Raw genomic sequence first — 17,152 nt, 5'->3', positions numbered from 1 at the left:
ATAAACGGACCGTAGTCCTATTATGGGTGCCATGTCATCGACCCAGATCGAAACCAAGCTCAACGGATTCGCACCCATCGTGCTGTCGGCGTTCCGGATCGTGTTCGGCCTGCTGCTCACCATCCACGGCACGTCGAAACTGTTCGCTTGGCCCATCGCGGCCGGTGCCGGTGGTGCCGTCCCCGCCGGGACCTGGCCGTTCTGGTACGCCGGTGTCCTCGAACTGGTGCTGGGCCTGCTGCTGATCGCCGGGCTGTTCACCCGCGCGGCCGCCTTCGTCGCCTCCGGCGAGATGGCATTCGCCTACTTCAGCCAGCACCAGCCGACAGGGCTGTGGCCCATCGAGAACGGTGGCGAGCTCGCCGTCCTCAACTGCTTCGGTTTCTTCCTGCTGGTGTTCCTCGGCGGCGGGTCGATCGCCGTGGACGCCGTCCGCAAGCGCCGGAGCTGACCCCTCAGCCAGCCTCGCGCGCCCAGGCCGGCATCACGAAGATGCCCTCGGCTTCGACGGTCACCCCTTCGGCATCCAAGATCCGGCCTCGCGCAAAGGCTTTGACGCCCTCGGTGCGGTCGATCCACGCTTCGGCGCGCAACGGGCCCAGCGGGGTACCACGCAGATACTTCAGCGTCAGGGTGCCGGTGAAGCGCGGTTTCACCAGTCCCTCGCTGGCGACCTCGCCGAGGACGTGGTCGAGCACCAGCGCGCAGATGCCGCCGTGCACGCGATCGGGCGGGCCCTCGTAGCGAGCGCCGAGGGTGAACTCGGTCCAGCAGCGCCCATCTTCGGTGTGCTGAACGTCCAGGGGTGGAGCGATCGCGTTGCGCAGTCCGATGGCCGGGTCCGCCCAGACCACCGGGCGGCCGGTGACCGCGTGCCGCAGGGTGCGCGGACCCTCGTACTGCCGGCTCTCCAGCGTGGCGGTGACCGCCTCAATCGCGGCCTGGGCGTCGCGGATCACCTGGTCGTCGACGCCGGTCCGAATACTGGCGTCGACCAGTTTGCGCACGGCGGTCGTCAGCGGGCCGTACAACGCGTGTAACCGGTCGTGTTCGTCGGCGCTGATCTCGGCAAAAGACTCCCTCATCAACTGGTTCTATCAGCCGGCCTGACCACAGCGCCGATCGGCCCGACGCAGCGAGGCAAATCGCACCCAAGCTCTGTCAGTCACTGCCACCTTGTGGTTTACTGCCAAAGTAATCTGACGGAGCTGTGAATATTTGCCATGAGCGGCAACCGCGTCGAACGGAGGCGTTGGACGTGCGAAGCGAATCCCGTGCGAGTTACGCACATTATGTCGGGCGAGTCGGTGCACTCGCGGTCGCCCTGGGTATCGGAAGTGCGGTAGCCACAGCCCCTGCGATCGCCTGGGCGGAACCCGAGGGCACCACCTCGACCACGTCCTCGGGCGACACGGACGCCTCCGGCGCCGACAGCCAGACCTCGACTTCTACGAGTGCCACGACCAGCACCGCGACGCAGGCCGGCGACACCGCTACTGCCGCCACCGAACCCACCACGGCGGCAAGCACCACGACGGCAAGCACTACGGCGGGCACGGCCACGAAGGCCGCCCCGAAGAAGTCCCGCACCAGCGACCGCAAGCACCGCACCTCCTCGACAGCCAAGACATCGTCGGCGAAGACCGCCACCGCCGCCGCGACCGCCACCGCGCCGCAGGCGCCCAGCACCCCCGACACCACCAGCGCGACGACGGCCACGACGGAGGTGCGTGCGCTGCCCACCGCATCGGCGATCACCACGACCACGCTGAGCACCGCCACGGCCACCGTCGGTTCGGCCCGCGCCACGGCGGCCACCCCTGCGGTGGCGGTGGCGCGCGCCGGCGCCGCGATCAGCACCGCACTCAACCAGTTCTTCGCCCGCATCCTCGGCGCCGTCCATTCGATCGTCTCTCCCCTGTCCTGGGCCATGGCAGCCGCCGCGCGGCGTGAGATCGGTCAGACCGAGGACACCAGCCTGAGGCTGGCGACGGCCACCGCCGTGGCCAACCAGCAGCCGGTCGTCGACGCGCCGCTGCTCGGCGATCCCGATCCCACCACCGGCGCGGTGTCCGGGCAGATGGTCGCCACCGACCCCGAGGGCAAGACGCTGAGATACGCCCTGGTCACCGGCCCCACCCTGGGCACCGTGACAGTCAGCAAGACCGGCAGCTTCACCTACACACCGACTGCAGCACAACGTGTTTCGGCGGCAGTCACGTCGGAACCCGATGCCGAGTTCACCGTCTCGGTGTACGACGGCACCACCGCCAAGGTGGTGCGCACCGTGGCGGTTCCCATCGACCCGACACCGGTCCATCTGCTCAGCCCGGTGAGCACCGGCCAGGTCACCGCCGTGGCCGCCACCAGCACCCGCGCCTACCTGACCGACAGCGCCACCGGCACGGTCACCGTGGTCAACACCCTCGACGGCACCGTGGTCACCACCATCGCAGTGGGCGGCAACCCCGTCGGCGTCGCAGTCAAACCCGACGGCAAGTTCGTCTACGTCGCCAACAGCAACTCCCTCTCGGTCATCGACGCGGCGACCAACACCGTCAGCCGGACCATCGCCCTCACCATCACCCCGACGAGCATGGTCATCGCGCCCAACGGCGGCACCCTGTACATCGGCAACGCCACCGGCAAGATGGCGAAGGTCAGCACCTCCACCAACAAGATCACCGGGTGGGTGTCCGCGGTGGGCGTCACGTCGGTGATCGTCAGCCCGGACGGCAAACGGGTCTACGCCACCACCCCGTCCGGGATCGTCTCCTACACCGTCTCCACGGGTACCACGAAACTCCTTGCCGTAGCGGGTAGTTCGCCCACCGCCATCGCGGCAAGCAAGGATGGCAAGAAGCTCTACGTCCGCACCGATGGCAGCACCGTGAACGTGCTCGACACCACCAAGTTCGCCTCCCTCGGCACCTTCGACACCATCTCGGCGGTGCGGGCGGCGACGGTCAACAAGGACGGCTCGCTGCTGCTGGTCACCACCCAGAGCGGCGATCTGCAGGTGTACGACACCGCGACCAGCACACCGCTCACGACACTGCACACCGGTGACACGGTGAACGGTATCGCCGCCAGCCCCGACGGTATGCAGCTCTACACCGCGGGTGACACCGCCATGGGCGTGGTCTCGCTGGTCCCGGCCAATGTGACACCGGTGGTGAGCCTTCCCAGCAGCACGTCCAGCGGGGTCACCGGGGTCATCAGCGGCGCGACCGGGGTCACCGACGCCGACGGCGACCCGCTCGCGGTCACGGTGCTCACCGGGCCGACCAAGGGCAGGGTGACCTTCGGCACCGACGGCACCTTCACCTACACCCCCACCGCCGCGGCCAGGCACAAGGCCGCCGCGGACACCGCGTCGACCGCCGACCTCACCGACACGTTCACCTTCACCGTCAGCGATGGTCGCCGCGGCGTCGTGCAGCAGACCATCACCGTGACGGTGGTCCCGGCGAACAAGACGCCGACGTTCAAAACGACCACCGGTAGCCCCAATTCGTCGACCGGTGTGGTCACCGGGTCGGTCAAGGGCACCGACGGTGATGCCGACAAGCTCTACTACGACGGCACTCTCGCGACGTTGACGGGCACCGTGGTCGTCGGCGCGGACGGCAAGTTCACCTACACCCCCACGGTCACCGCGCGGCATGCCGCGGCCGCCGGCGGACCTGCCACGGACACCTTCTCCGTCACCGTCGACGACGGTCACGGCGGTGTCCTTTCCGTACCGGTCACGGTCACCATCCGGCCGAGCAACGCCGCGCCCACCGTGGCCACCGTCAGCACCCTGACCACCAGTTCCACCACCGCGCGGGTCACCGGCCAGATCAGCACCACCGACGCCGACAACGACACGCTGGCCTACACCGCCACCGGTGCCACCAAGGGCACGGTGGTGGTCAATGCCGACGGCTCGTTCAGCTACACCCCGAACGCGGCGGCCCGTGTCCTGGGCACGAGCACCGACACGTTCACCGTCACCATCAGCGACGGCCACGGCGGCACCCGTGCGGTCACCGTGAAGGTCAATGTCGTTGCCTCGGCCACGGGTAACGCCCTGCCGGTGAACCCGACCTACTCGACCAACGTGAACACCGCGACCGGCATCGTCACGGGCCAGATCAGCGCCGCCGACGCGAGCACCCTCACCTATGCGCGGGAAACCGATGTGGCCGGTGCGCTGGGCAGCGTCAGCGTCAACTCCGACGGCACCTACACCTACACCCCCAGCCAGGTGGCCCGCTACAACGCCTGGTTCACGCCGGGCGACGACGTGGCCACCTTCACCGTGGCCGCCTACGACGGCCAGGACGGCATCCCGATCGATGTCACCGTGCCCATCACCGCGTGGCACCCCGACAGCGACGGCACCCTCACCCTGACGGAGCTGAAGGCACTGTCCGGGGCCGAGGACGTCGATGTCACCCTGAACTCCAGCGGCAAGGTCCGCGCGATCTCCGGCACCTTCACCGTCAGCACGGTGTCCGGCGCCGCCGACGCGGCGGCCGTCCTGAACAAGGTCGCCGGACTGCTCGGGGCGCCAACCGGATTCGCCGATCAATCCCGGATCACGGTGTCCTCGGTCGACTACTCCGGCAGTGTCTTCTACCGGTTGAGCCAGACCGTGAACGGTGTGCCGGTGGTGGGCAGCGAGGTGGTGCTCTCCACCGACGGCGCCGGTCGCGTGACCGGGCTGGTGAGCAACTACGACCCCGCGATCAGCACCGTCAACACCACGCCCACCACCGGTCTCGCCACCGCCGCTGCGGCCGAAGCGATCGCCAGGGCCGACGCCGTCAGCGACTTCGGCGGAAGTCCCAGCCAGGCCACCAAGGATGCCTTCGCGGCCACCTTGATCTTCGACACCGACCTGGTCATCTACGACCAGGATGTCAGCACGAACCTGAGCACCGGGGCGCGGTGGAACCCGGCCACCCTGGCGTGGCGGGTGACGGTCTCCTCGGACCCCGCCAGCCCGTACCCGTCGGTCGGTGCCACCTACTACATCTACGCCAACGGAGCCAAGGCCGGCACCATCTTCTCCGACTTCTCCAGCGCGCAACAGGCTTTGGCGCCCATCCGGTCGTCGGGCACCGATCTGCAGGGCAAGACCCGCACCGTGAGCGCAGGCAACACCGGGACCGCGCTCGTCCTGAGCGACCCGACCCGCAACATCACCACCTACGTGACCACCTACGTCAGCACCGGCTGGGCCGGCCAGCCCAGCATCCCGGGCAGCACCGTCACCTACTCTTCGAGCTGGGGTAAAGCCGCCGTCTCCGCGCAGTCCAACATGACGCGGGTGTACGACTACTACACCTCGATTCTCGGCCGGGATTCCTACGACGACAACGGCGCTGCGGTCGTCCTCAGCATCGACTACAACCCCAGCGGGTCGTCGGCGGCCGGGTGGCGCAACGCCGCCTGGACCGGTCGCGAACTGGTCTTCGGTGACGCCGGGAACACCCAGGCCGCCCTGGATCTGGTCGGCCACGAATACACCCATGCCGTCATCCAAACCGTCAACGGCCTGGCCTATCTCGGCGATTCCGGGGCACTCAACGAGGCGTACGCCGACATCATGGGCGCGCTGATCGAGAACAAGACCGGAAGCGGCAGATGGCTTTTCGCCGAGGACGCGGCCGGTAATCCGTACCGCAGCATGGAGGATCCCTCGGACTACAGCCAGCGGGAGAGCTACCCCCAGCGCTATATCGACCCGTGCGGCTGCACGGACAACAACACCGACGACTTCGACTACGTGCACAGCAACAGCGGGATCCTGTCCTTCGCCGCCTACAAGATGATGGACGCCACCAAGAACGAGGTGTCCGGCGAACAGTGGGCCCGGGTGTACTACGAATCGCTCTACAGCCTGCCGTCGACGGCGTCCTATATCGACGCCCGCTACGCCATCCTCAGCAGTGCCCGCGCCAACGGGTTCACCGCCAAGCAGATCGCCGCGATCAAGGCGGCCTTCGATGCCGTGGCAGTCACGACGTCGGCGCTCTAGGCTCCGAACACCTTGCGCACCACGGCTTTCGCCCGCCTGGTCACGCGTAGGTAGTTGTCCAGGAACTCGCCGCCATCGCCGTTCGTCCACCCCGAGGCCAGGGCCACGGCGTTGAGCTGACGGCCCGGTCCGGGCAGCTGATCGGTCGGCTTGCCCCGCACGAGCACCAGCGCATTGCGGGCCCGGGTGGCCGTCAGCCACGCCTGACGCAGTTGATCGATATCGCCCTCGGCGATCAGTTCGGCGGCCCCGATCGCGTCCAGCGTCTCCAGGGTCGAGGTGTTGTGCAGCGCCGGGATCTTGTCGGCGAACCGCATCTGCAGCAGCTGCACCGTCCACTCGACATCGGCAAGCCCGCCCCGGCCCAGTTTGGTGTGGCTGTTCGGATCGGCACCGCGCGGTAACCGCTCGGCATCGATGCGGGCCTTGATGCGCCGGATCTCCTGCACGGTCTCCGGTGAGATGCCGCCCTCGGGGTAGCGGGTCTTGTCGATCATCCGGAGGAAGCGCTCACCCAGATCCGGGTCACCGGCCACCTTGTTCGCACGCAACAGGGCCTGCGTCTCCCAGGGCTGCGCCCACTGCGTGTAGTACGCCTCGTACGACGCAAGGGTGCGCACCAGTGAGCCGTTGCGGCCCTCGGGGCGCAGTCCGGCGTCCACCTCCAGCGGCGGATCCGAGCTCGGTGTCCCCAGCAGCGTGCGCACCTGCTCGGCCACCCCGACCGACCACCGCACGGCCGCCGACTCATCGGCGCCCGCAGCGCCTTCGACGGGCTCACACACGAACATCACGTCGGCGTCGGACCCGTAGCCCAGTTCGCTGCCGCCGAGCCGACCCATCCCGATCACCGCGATCCGCGCGGGGGCGCCGCCCGCCGGGGTCCGGTCCCTGATCACCACGTCCAACGCCGCCTGCAGCACCGCCACCCAGATCGAGGTGAGGGCACGGCAGACCTCGGTGACCTCGAGCATGCCGAGCAGGTCCGCCGAGGCGATCCGGGCGAGCTCGCGGCGCCGCAGGGTGCGGGCCGCGGCGATGGCGCGGGCCGGATCGGCGTGCCGCGCAGCCGACGCCACCAGTGCCCGCCCCACCGCATCCGGATCGACCTCGAGCAGCTTGGGCCCCTGAGGTCCGTCGGCGTAGAGCTGGATGACCTCCGGTGCCCGCATCAACAGATCCGGCACGTAGGCCGACGTCCCCAGCACGCGCATCAGCCGTTTGGCCACCGCGCCCTCGTCGCGCAGGGTGGACAGATACCACCGCAGGTCGCCGAGTTCCTCGCTGATGCGCCGATAGGACAGCAACCCCGCGTCCGGGTCCGGGGTGTCCGACAACCAGTCCAGCAGGGTCGGCAGCAGGACCTTCTGCACCTGCCCACGCCGGCCGCTCTCGCTGGTCAGCGCCGCCAGGTGGGTCAGCGCACTCTGCGGACCCTCGTAGCCGAGCGCGGCCAACTGCCGTTCGGCCGCCTCGGTGCTCATCGCATGGAAGCCTTGTCTGCCCACCGATTCCAGCAGCGGCTGGTAGAACAGCTTGGCGTGCAGGCGCGATACCCGCATGCTCTGGCGCTTGAGCTCATCCCGCAGCACACCGACGGCGTCGTGCCGGCCGTCCGGGCGCACATGGGCGGCGCGCGCGAGCCAGCGCATCGCCTCCTCGTCACCGTCCTCGGGCAGCATGTGGGTGCGCTTGAGCCGCTGCAGTTGCAGCCGGTGTTCGAGCAACCGCAGGAACTCGTAGGAGGCGGTCATGTTGGCGGCATCGTCGCGGCCGACGTAGCCGCCGGCCCCGAGTGCGGCCAACGCGTCGACGGTCGACGCCACGTGCAACGAGTCGTCGTTGCGGCCGTGCACCAGTTGCAGCAGCTGCACCGCGAATTCGACATCCCGCAGCCCGCCGGTGCCGAGTTTGAGTTCGCGGGAACGCACCCCGGCGGGCACCAGCTCCTCCACCCGGCGCCGCATCGCCTGCACGTCGGCGACGAAATCTTCACGCTCGCAAGCGCTCCAGACCATCGGCATCAGGGCGGCGATGTACTGCGCCCCCAGTTCGGCATCGCCGACGGCGGCCCGCGCCTTCAGCAGCGCCTGGAATTCCCACGTTTTCGCCCAGCGTTCGTAGTACGCGATATGCGACTCCAAGGTGCGCACCAGCTGGCCGCGCTTGCCCTCGGGACGCAGGGCGGCGTCCACCTCGAAGAAGGTGTCGCTGGCGAACCGCATCATCTCCCCGGCCACCCGCGTGGTGAGGGTGTCGGCGTTCTCGGCGACGAAGATGACGTCCACATCGCTGACGTAATTCAATTCGCGTGCACCGCATTTGCCCATCGCGATGACCGCGATCCGCGGTGCCGGGGTCTCCGCGCCGCAGACCGACGCGGTGGCAAACGCCAGCGCGGCGGCCAGCGCGGCGTCCGCGAGGTCCGACAAGTGCGCGCCGACGGTACCGAATTCCACAACCGGCTCGTTCTCCACCGTCGGCGCCAGATCCAGGGCGGCCAACACCAGCAGGCGGTCCCGGTACAGGCTGCGCAACGAGGCCTGTACCGATCTGGTGTCGGTGGTGCTCTGCGCGACCGCGACGAACTCCTTGCGCAGCTGCGCGGCGTCGGGCAAGCTCACCCGGCCGGACAATAGGTGCCAGGACTGGGGCCGCGCCACGAGATGGTCGCCGAGTGCCGCCGATCCGCCGAGCACCGCGAACAGCCGACCGCGCAGCGCCTTGTCCTTGAGCAGCGCCCGGTTGAGTTCATCCCAGCCGTCGTCCAGTTCATCGGCCAACCGCACCATGGTCCGCAGCGCGGTATCGGCGTCGGGGGCGCGCGACAGTGACCACAGCAATTCGACGTACTCGTCGGTGTTCCAGCCGAGCCGGTCCAGCCCGGCGCGGGCGGGTGCTTCTACCAGCCCGAGCCGGCCCACACTGGGCAGCTTGGGGCGCGATGTGGCGGGTTTGGGCACGCCCAAACGTTACCTGGGGCGAGCGAAGCGACTACAGCGACAGGTAGTTCTTCAGCTCGAACGGGGTGACGGTGCTGCGGTAGTTCTCCCACTCGGTGCGCTTGTTGCGCAGGAAGTAATCGAAGACGTGCTCCCCCAACGCTTCCGCGACGAGTTCGGAACCCTCCATCTCGGCGAGGGCGACACCCAGCGAGGACGGCAGTTCCCGGTAGCCCATCGCGCGGCGTTCCTCGGGCGTCAGGCTCCACACGTTGTCCTCGGCCTGCGGCCCGAGCACGTAGTTCTTCTCGATACCGCGCAGACCGGCGGCCAGCAGCACCGCGAAGGCCAGGTACGGGTTGCAGGCCGAGTCGGGACTGCGCACCTCGATACGCCGGCTGGACGCCTTGCGCGGGGTGTACATCGGCACACGCACCAATGCCGACCGGTTGGACGCGCCCCACGACGCGGCCGTCGGCGCCTCGCCGCCGTGCACCAACCGCTTGTAGGAGTTCACCCACTGGTTGGTGACGGCGCTGATCTCGCTGGCGTGCTCCAGGATCCCGGCGATGAACGACTTGGCGACATCCGAGAGTTGCAGCGGGTCATCGGCGCTGTGGAAGGCGTTGTTCTCCCCCTCGAACAGGCTCATGTGGGTGTGCATCGCCGAGCCCGGGTACTCGCCGAACGGCTTGGGCATGAACGACGCGCGCACCCCGTCGGCCAGCGCGACCTCCTTCACCACATACCGGAAGGTCATCACGTTGTCGGCCATGGAGAGCGCGTCGGCGTAGCGCAGGTCGATCTCCTGCTGGCCGGGCGCACCCTCGTGGTGGCTGAACTCCACCGAGATACCCATCTGTTCCAGCGCGTCGATGGCGTGCCGGCGGAAGTTGGGGGCCGCGTCGTGCACGGCCTGATCGAAGTAGCCGCCGTTGTCGGCCGGAACGGGCACCGAGCCGTCATCTTCGCCCGGCTTGAGCAGGAAGAACTCGATCTCCGGATGCACGTAGCAGGAGAAGCCCAGATCACTGGCCTTGGCCAGCTGGCGGCGCAGCACATGCCGCGAGTCGGCCCAGGACGGTGAACCGTCGGGCATGGTGATATCGCAGAACATCCGCGCCGAGTAGTGCTTGCCGGCGCTCGTCGTCCAGGGCAGCACCTGGAAGGTGGACGGGTCGGGCCGCGCCACGGTGTCCGATTCGTACACCCGCGCGAAGCCCTCGATCGACGAGCCGTCGAAGCCGATGCCCTCTTCGAACGCACCCTCCAGCTCGGCGGGGGCGATCGCCACCGACTTGAGGTATCCGAGGACGTCGGTGAACCACAGCCGCACAAACCGGATATCGCGTTCCTCCAGCGTGCGCAGCACGAATTCCTTCTGGCGGTCCATGACCGAAGCCTAGGCAGCGGCTGTTAAATCTGTGTTACACGGGAGGATCGGCTTCGCGCGGGCAACGCGCGATCTGGCGCGATGGCGTGATTCAGTACAGCGATGAGCAGTCGATCCCGCCAAGACCTGGCGGCCGCCGCGGAGTTGCGCACGCTGGCCGATTCGCTGGGTGCCGCGGCCGCCGCGGCGGCCGCCGCCGAATGGGGTGACGACACCGCCTTGCGCGCCGAGGCCGCCAAGGCGCGGTCCACCCTGGCCACGCTGACGCAGCTGCCCGACGACGCCATCGCCGAAGCCCCGGCCGAGGTGGTGCACGCGGTGCGCCGCGCCCGGGTGGCGGTGGCCGAAGCCGTCGTCACAGTCGCCCAGGCCCGTGCGGTGAACCCCAGCCGGGTCCCACCGCTGCGACCGTCGATATCGGGAGGCGTACGCCGGGTGGCCGACGAGGTCCGCCATATCGTGGCCGACCGGCCGCGCGCGGTGCTGCTGCGGATCGTGATCACCCTGGGCGTCAGCCTGAGCTTGGTGGCGTTCTATCACCTGACGGGTCTGACCCGCTACGACGCGGGCCGGCTCACCCTGTACCTGTTCGCCGCGGTGGTCGGCAGCGTGGTGTGCACCAACGCGTTGTGCTTCGAGGCCGACCGGGTGCGGCGCGCGCTGGTCGCCGGCGACCCGGTGTGGCGGGTGCTGGTGACCAAGAACCTCGCGATCGCCGCGGCGGTGCTCGGCGCGGGCCTGCCGGTGATCACGGTGCTGACCGTGGCGGGCGACGGCAATTTCGTCGCGATGGTCGACCAGCTGCTCACCATGGTCTTCATCTGGCTGGGTGCCGCCAATGTGTTGTCGGTGGTGTATCCGCTGCGCCACGAACCGATTTCGGCGCGCCTGCACGACGGAACCTGGCTACCGTTCGCGTTCTCCTTCGCCCTGTCCTACGGGGTCGGGCTCACCGTGAACCTGATGATCTACTGGCGGTTGTGGTCGCGCCAGACGGCTTCACGCGAGCTGGTCGGCGGGGACTGGGCGGCCTTCGCCCTGGTGCTGGGCAGCGCGCTGAGCAGTTGGGTGCTGCTGACCGTGTTCGCCGTCACGTGCAGTCGTCATCCCCGGCTGCGTGCCCGACTGTCCCGCGAGATGGTTGCCTACCAGAAGAATTGAGTTCAGTACTCAACACTGCAGGCCGGCAGGTGGCGGCGTCAGCGCGGTCAGGAAGTTCACCACGGCGGTGTCCACACACGCGTCGCCGTTGAACACCACCGTGTGCTGGGTGCCGTCGAAGGTGATCAGCGCGGCATTGAGTTCACGGGCCAGGTCCACACCGGCCTGATACGGCGTCGCCGGGTCGCGCGTGGTGGACACCACCACGGCCTTACCCGCCGGCAGGGGGGACGCGTCATGGGGCACGGTGGTCGGCGGCACCGGCCACAGCGAGCAGATATCGCGCGGCGCATATCCGGTGAACGTCCCGTACTCCATGAACGGCGCGGCCGCGCGGGCCCGCTGATCGGCCTCGGCCCACACCGCCGGATCCTTCGGGTAGGGCCCGTCCACGCAGCGGATGGCGGCGAACGCGTCCTGCTGGTTTCCGTAATGGCCGGCCGGGTCCCGGTTCCAGTACTCGTCGGCCAGCATCAGCAGGTCACCGGCGTCGGTGCCGCGGGCCAGCCCGAGCAACCCACTGGTCAGGTACTTCCAGTAGCGCTTGGTGTAGAGCGCGTTCGCGGTGCCGGTGATGGCATCGGCGTAACCCAGCCCACGCGGGTCCGAGGTGCCCCCGGGACGCAGCACCAACGGGTCGATCAGCTGGTGGTAGCGGTTGGAGAACTGGGCGGGGTCGGTGCCCAGCGGGCAATCGGGTGAGCGCGCGCAGTCGGCGGCGTAGTCGTTGAACGCCGCCTGGAATCCGGCCAGCTGGTTGATGTTCTCGTTGATGGGATCGGTGTCGGGGTCGACGGCCCCGTCGAGCACCATCGCGCGGACGCGGTCCGGATAGCGATCGGCGTAGGCGGCGCCCAGTTCGGTGCCGTAGGAGAACCCGAGGTAGCTGATCTGTTCCTCACCCAGTGCGGCGCGCACCACGTCCATATCCCTGGCCGCGGACGCGGTGCCGATATTGGCCAGGAATTGCGGACCCATCCGGTCCAGGCAGGACTGGGCAAACTGCCGGAAGACATCCTCGATATGCGCCACTCCGGCCGGGCTGTAGTCGGCCAACGGCTCGCGACGGTAGGCGTCGAACTCCGCGTCGGTGCGGCACCGCACCTGCGGGGTCGAATACCCGACACCGCGCGGATCGAAGCCGACCAGATCGAAACCCTGCGCTATCGGGGATCCGGCCAGGGCGACCGCCATCCCAGCGACGGTGTCGACCGCCGACGCGCCGGGGCCGCCGGGGTTGACCATCAGCGTGCCGATCTTCTGCCCGCTGGCCGGGACCCGGATCACGGCCAATTGCGCTTGTGCGCCTTGCGGATTGGCAGCGTTCGGGTCCAGCGCATTCCAGTCCACGGGCACCGCCACGTCGGCACACTGCGCCGTCGGCAGCAGTCGATCGATCTCGGGGCCGGCGCCGAGGAAGCGCTGACAGCTCCCCCACACCGCCGGCCGGCCGTACACCGGTTCGGGTGCCGCCACCGCGGGTGCGCACAGCACGCCGGCCACAATCGGGAGGGCCAGCAGCATTGCGAAAATCCTGCCCGCCAGCCACATGGCGCTCATGGTTGCACAGCCCGCGGGCGGGGTCGCCCGCAGTATCCCGCCGGTGATGATCAGCAACCAGACGGTGACGGGGCCGTTATCAAAGACGCGCGACCGGCGCGGCCCCCTAGCAGCGGCTGCCTTCCGGTGGCACCACCACGTCCACGAGGTATTTGGCGGCGATCCCGTCCACGCAACTGTTGCCCTGGAACACCACGGTGTGCTGGGTGCCCTCATACGTCAGCAACGTGCCGCCCAACTGCTTGGCCAGATCGACACCGGCCTCGTACGGGGTCGCCGGGTCGTGGGTGGTCGACACCACCAGGGTCGGCGGCAGACCGGACGCCTTCAACTCGTGCGGCGTGGAGGTCGGCGGCACCGGCCAGAAGGCGCACGTGCCGAGCGGGGCGTGCCCGGTGAACTCGCCATAGCTCATGAACGGAGCGACCTCGCGGGCCCGGCGGTCCTCGTCAATGACGGTGGCACGGTCGGTGATGGGCGGCTCGTCGACACAGTTCACCGAGATCCGGACATCGGTCGAGTTGTTGTAGTGACCGTCGGCATCGCGGCCCATGTACAGGTCCGCCAGCGCCAGCATGGTGTCGCCGCGGCCCTTCTTCAGCTCGGTCAGCGCCTGGGTCAGGTGGCGCCACAGGTTCGGCGAGTACAGCGGCAGGATGGTGCCGACGACGGAGTCGCTGTAGCTCAGCCCGCGCGGATCCTTGGTCGGGGCCGGCTTGTTCACCAGCGGGTCGACCAGCGAGTGGTAGACGGCGACAGCCTTGGCGGGGTCGGTGCCCAGCGGGCAGTCCGCCTTGGTCGCGCAGTCGGCGGCGTAATTGTCGAACGCGGTCTGGAACGCCTTCGCCTGGCGGATATCGGCTTCCACCGGATCGGCGTTCGGGTCCACCGCGCCGTCGAGAATCATGGCGCGCACCTTGTCCGGGAACCGCTCGGCGTACTCCGCTCCGATCCGGGTGCCGTACGAGTAACCCAGGTAGGTCAGCTTGTCATCACCGACGGCCTGCCGCATCGCATCGAGATCTTTTGCCACGCTTACGGTTCCGATGTTCTCCAGGAACTCGTCGCCCATCTTGTCCTGGCAGCGGGCGACGAAGGCCTTGGTCTCGGCCTCGATATGAGCCACCCCTTCCGGGGTGTAGTCGACCTGCGGGTCGGCTCGAATCCGGTCGTTGTCCTCATCGGAGTTGCACCACAGGGCCGGCTTGGACGACCCGACACCGCGCGGGTCGAAGCCGACCAGGTCGAAGCGCTGACGCACCGAGTCGGGCAGGGTGCCCACCATCGACACCGCGGCGTCCACCCCGGACTCCCCCGGCCCGCCGGGGTTGACGAACAGGGTGCCGACCTTCTCACCGGTGGCCTTGAAGCGGATCATCGCCAGTTGGGCGACCTCGCCGTCGGGCTTGTCGTAGTTCACCGGAACGGACAGGAAGCCACAGTCGGCACCCGACGGGATGCGCGCTTCACCCGAGCCCGCCTTGCACGGTGACCATTGCACCGGGCTTCCGGGCCGGGGCGCGGAGATCACCGCTCGCCCGTCGACAACATTGCTGCATCCTGCGACAAGGAGCAGCACCATGGCGGCCGCGACGACGCCGCGCGTGAGCTTCATGGCTGACCATGCTGCCATGCGCCGATATCGGCGCTGGTGAGCGCTACCTAGACGCGGTTGGTCGCGTCGAGCAACTCATCGAGGGCGAGGGCGAAGTCGTCGGCCATGTCCCACAGATCGGGCAGCAGCTCGGGACAGGAGATGATGCCGATGTCGAGCTTGCCGTTGAGCGACATGACCGTGATGTTCAGCCCCGACCCATGGAAGATCGGACCGAGCGGATACATCGCCTTGACCTCGCAACCGAGCAGATAGAGCGGAACCTGCGGGCCGGGCACGTTGGAGACCACCAGGTTGTGCACGGGTGCCGCCGCCGACAGGTTGCTGCGGGCGTAGACACGCATCGCGATACCGAACACGGCGGGCGCGGCGAACTGCGACCAGTCCTGCAGCAGTGTCGCGCCGATCGCGGAACTATGCTGCTTGGCAGTTGAATTGGCCGCCGAGATGGCTTTCAGCCGGTCCACGGGGTCTTCCACGTTGGTGTGCAGCGAGGAGAACATCCCCGACACCTGATTGCGGCCGGGCCGGTCGGATTTGTCGTGCACCGACACCGGGATCATGGCCACCAGCGAGGATTCCGGTAGTTCGTCGCGGTCGAGCAGGTAGCGGCGCAGCACCCCGGACACCAGTGCCATCACCACATCGTTGACCTTGACCCCGAAATGGGCTCGCACCTTCTTGATATCGCCCAGGTCGAGCTCGGCGAACGAGATGTTGCGATGCCCGGTGACATTGGCGTTGAAGGTGGTTTTGGGCGCGGCGAACGGCGCGGCCATGGTGAGCCCCTTGGTGGCCCGGCGCGCGGTGTCGATGACCGTGGACAGCGTGGAGGGCAGCATGTTCACCAGCTTCAGCGGCCGGGTGGCGAACGTGAGGGCGCCGTTGACGGCGATCTCCAGTTCGGATGCGCTTCCGGCCCCTTGCACGGGGTCCGGCGGCGGGGCGTCGGGTTCGGTGCTGCACAGCGTCGACATCAGATTGGCGCCGGTGACGCCGTCGACGGCGGCGTGGTGCACCTTGGTGAGCAGGGCCAGTTTTCCGCCGGCGTGCGCGTCGGTGCCCGCGATGTTCTCGATGACCCACATCTCCCACAGCGGCCTGCTGCGGTCCAGCGGCAGCGACGCGATATGCCCGCAGATCTCGGCGAGTTCGGCGCGCCCACCGGGTGCCGGCAGTCCGATCCGGTGCAGATGGCGCTGCACGTCGAAATCGTTGTCCTCCACCCACACCGGATGATCGGGGTTGAACCGGCTGTCGGCGAGCTTCTCCCGGAACTCCGGCATCGCCTTGATCCGCATCGCCAGCTCGTCGCGCAGCCGGCCGAAGGTGTAGCCGCCGGGCATCGTGGCGGTGTCCAGTTCCAGGATCGAGCAGACGTGCAAAGGCTGCGCCGCGGTTTCGAGGTAGAGGAAACTGGCGTCGAGACCGCTCAGTCGTTGAAGTGCGCGCCTTTGCATGACGCCGATGGTAGGTCCGCGCCGCGACGGTGTGAGGAAATCCACTTAACCCGGCGTTCAACTTCACGTGCCCGAGTGGCAGACTTGTCGCTGTCAGAAGACCCGGGGACCGCTCACGGCCTCGAGGATCTACCCGACAACACACATCGAAGGACAATGATGTCTGAGCAGTCCGTTTATGGTGGCACCAGCACGCCCGTGAAGGTCCGCACCCACCATCTGCATAAGTGGAAGTCCGAAGGCCACAAGTGGGCCATGCTCACCGCTTACGACTTCTCCACCGCCCGAATCTTCGACGACGCCGGTATCCCGGTGCTGTTGGTCGGCGACTCCGCCGCCAATGTCGTCTACGGCTACGACACCACGGTGCGGGTGACCGTCGACGAACTGATCCCGCTGGTCAGCGCCGTCGTCCGCGGTGCGGCACACGCGCTGGTGGTCGCCGACCTGCCGTTCGGCAGCTATGAGTCCAGCCCGGCCCAGGCACTGGCCACCGCGACCCGTTTCATGAAGGAGACCGGCGCCCACGCCGTCAAGCTCGAAGGTGGCGAGCGGGTGGCCGAGCAGATCGCCACGCTGACCGCGGCCGGTATCCCGGTGGTCGCGCATATCGGCTTCACCCCGCAGAGCGTGAACAGCCTGGGCGGCTACCGCGTTCAGGGCCGCGGCGACGCGGGCGATCAGACCATCCACGACGCGATCGCGGTGGCCGAGGCCGGCGCGGTCGCCGTGGTGCTGGAGATGGTGCCCGCCGAGCTGGCCACCCAGATCACCGGCAAGCTCACCATCCCGACGATCGGCATCGGCGCCGGTCCGAACTGCGACGCGCAGGTGCTGGTCTGGCAGGACATGGCCGGGATGACGTCGGGCAAGACCGCCAAGTTCGTCAAGAAGTTCGCTCAGGTCGGCGACGTATTGCGCAGCGCGGCAACGCAATACGCCGATGAGGTGGCCAGCGGAGTATTCCCGGCCGAGGAACACTCGTACTGA

The 17,152-nt window shown here is 68.2% G+C and carries 11 protein-coding genes; 4 read left to right on the top strand and 7 right to left on the bottom strand.

What is annotated here, in order from left to right; genetic code table 11:
* Positions 1 to 31 precede the first annotated feature (31 nt).
* On the top strand, positions 32 to 451 hold the full coding sequence (locus tag FHU31_RS21885; RefSeq protein WP_167162400.1) for a DoxX family protein: 420 nt from the start codon (positions 32 to 34) through the stop codon (positions 449 to 451).
* A 4-nt stretch (positions 452 to 455) separates the two neighbouring features.
* On the opposite strand, the gene FHU31_RS21880 is transcribed toward FHU31_RS21885, so the two are convergent.
* Positions 456 to 1,085 (bottom strand): PaaI family thioesterase, encoded by a 630-nt coding sequence (locus FHU31_RS21880; RefSeq protein WP_167162398.1) that lies wholly within the window; start codon positions 1,083 to 1,085, stop codon positions 456 to 458.
* Between the two features lie 205 nt (positions 1,086 to 1,290).
* Entirely contained in the window at positions 1,291 to 1,887 is a 597-nt protein-coding gene (locus FHU31_RS21875; protein ID WP_167162396.1) for a hypothetical protein, read from the bottom strand.
* Between FHU31_RS21875 and FHU31_RS21870 the strand changes: the two genes are divergently transcribed.
* Entirely contained in the window at positions 1,832 to 6,031 is a 4,200-nt protein-coding gene (locus FHU31_RS21870) for a cadherin-like domain-containing protein (protein ID WP_167162394.1), read from the top strand. The genes FHU31_RS21875 and FHU31_RS21870 overlap by 56 nt on opposite strands.
* Here FHU31_RS21870 and FHU31_RS21865 read toward each other — a convergent pair.
* Positions 6,028 to 8,994 (bottom strand): bifunctional [glutamine synthetase] adenylyltransferase/[glutamine synthetase]-adenylyl-L-tyrosine phosphorylase, encoded by a 2,967-nt coding sequence (locus FHU31_RS21865; protein WP_167162392.1) that lies wholly within the window; start codon positions 8,992 to 8,994, stop codon positions 6,028 to 6,030. The genes FHU31_RS21870 and FHU31_RS21865 overlap by 4 nt on opposite strands.
* Before the next feature lie 31 nt (positions 8,995 to 9,025).
* Positions 9,026 to 10,366 carry a type I glutamate--ammonia ligase gene (gene glnA / locus FHU31_RS21860; RefSeq protein ID WP_167162390.1) on the bottom strand — a complete coding sequence of 447 codons (1,341 nt, stop codon included), beginning with the start codon at positions 10,364 to 10,366 and terminating at the stop codon, positions 9,026 to 9,028.
* Positions 10,367 to 10,468: 102 nt separating this feature from the next.
* Here glnA and FHU31_RS21855 point away from each other — a divergent pair, with 102 nt between their 5' ends.
* Positions 10,469 to 11,527, top strand: a complete 1,059-nt coding sequence (locus FHU31_RS21855) for an ABC transporter permease (RefSeq protein ID WP_167162388.1) — start codon at positions 10,469 to 10,471, stop codon at positions 11,525 to 11,527.
* A 9-nt stretch (positions 11,528 to 11,536) separates the two neighbouring features.
* Here FHU31_RS21855 and FHU31_RS21850 read toward each other — a convergent pair whose 3' ends face one another.
* From FHU31_RS21850 to FHU31_RS21840, 3 genes are all read right to left on the bottom strand, one after another.
* Positions 11,537 to 13,087 (bottom strand): alpha/beta hydrolase, encoded by a 1,551-nt coding sequence (locus tag FHU31_RS21850; RefSeq protein ID WP_167162386.1) that lies wholly within the window; start codon positions 13,085 to 13,087, stop codon positions 11,537 to 11,539.
* Between the two features lie 106 nt (positions 13,088 to 13,193).
* Positions 13,194 to 14,702: an alpha/beta hydrolase gene (locus tag FHU31_RS21845; RefSeq protein ID WP_208411136.1), complete on the bottom strand. Its 1,509-nt coding sequence runs from the start codon at positions 14,700 to 14,702 to the stop codon at positions 13,194 to 13,196.
* 47 nt (positions 14,703 to 14,749) lie between these two features.
* Positions 14,750 to 16,162, bottom strand: a complete 1,413-nt coding sequence (locus FHU31_RS21840) for a WS/DGAT/MGAT family O-acyltransferase (protein ID WP_167162383.1) — start codon at positions 16,160 to 16,162, stop codon at positions 14,750 to 14,752.
* Between the two features lie 159 nt (positions 16,163 to 16,321).
* Between FHU31_RS21840 and panB the strand changes: the two genes are divergently transcribed.
* Complete coding sequence (gene panB / locus FHU31_RS21835) at positions 16,322 to 17,152, top strand: 3-methyl-2-oxobutanoate hydroxymethyltransferase (RefSeq protein WP_167162381.1); 831 nt, start codon at positions 16,322 to 16,324, stop codon at positions 17,150 to 17,152.

The sequence above is a fragment of the Mycolicibacterium fluoranthenivorans genome (genome assembly GCF_011758805.1).
In the GTDB taxonomy this organism is placed as follows: domain Bacteria; phylum Actinomycetota; class Actinomycetes; order Mycobacteriales; family Mycobacteriaceae; genus Mycobacterium; species Mycobacterium fluoranthenivorans.
The sequence above is the reverse complement of the archived record's forward strand: the minus strand, read 5'-3'. Positions and strand labels throughout refer to the sequence as shown.

Coding starts and splice junctions, on each gene's coding strand:
- FHU31_RS21845 (WP_208411136.1), bottom strand. CDS start 14,702: ATGAAGCTCACGCGCGGCGTCGTCGCGGCCGCCATGGTGCTGCTCCTT.
- FHU31_RS21885 (WP_167162400.1), top strand. CDS start 32: ATGTCATCGACCCAGATCGAAACCAAGCTCAACGGATTCGCACCCATC.
- FHU31_RS21855 (WP_167162388.1), top strand. CDS start 10,469: ATGAGCAGTCGATCCCGCCAAGACCTGGCGGCCGCCGCGGAGTTGCGC.
- FHU31_RS21880 (WP_167162398.1), bottom strand. CDS start 1,085: ATGAGGGAGTCTTTTGCCGAGATCAGCGCCGACGAACACGACCGGTTA.
- FHU31_RS21875 (WP_167162396.1), bottom strand. CDS start 1,887: ATGCGGGCGAAGAACTGGTTGAGTGCGGTGCTGATCGCGGCGCCGGCG.
- FHU31_RS21840 (WP_167162383.1), bottom strand. CDS start 16,162: ATGCAAAGGCGCGCACTTCAACGACTGAGCGGTCTCGACGCCAGTTTC.
- FHU31_RS21850 (WP_167162386.1), bottom strand. CDS start 13,087: ATGAGCGCCATGTGGCTGGCGGGCAGGATTTTCGCAATGCTGCTGGCC.
- glnA (WP_167162390.1), bottom strand. CDS start 10,366: ATGGACCGCCAGAAGGAATTCGTGCTGCGCACGCTGGAGGAACGCGAT.
- panB (WP_167162381.1), top strand. CDS start 16,322: ATGTCTGAGCAGTCCGTTTATGGTGGCACCAGCACGCCCGTGAAGGTC.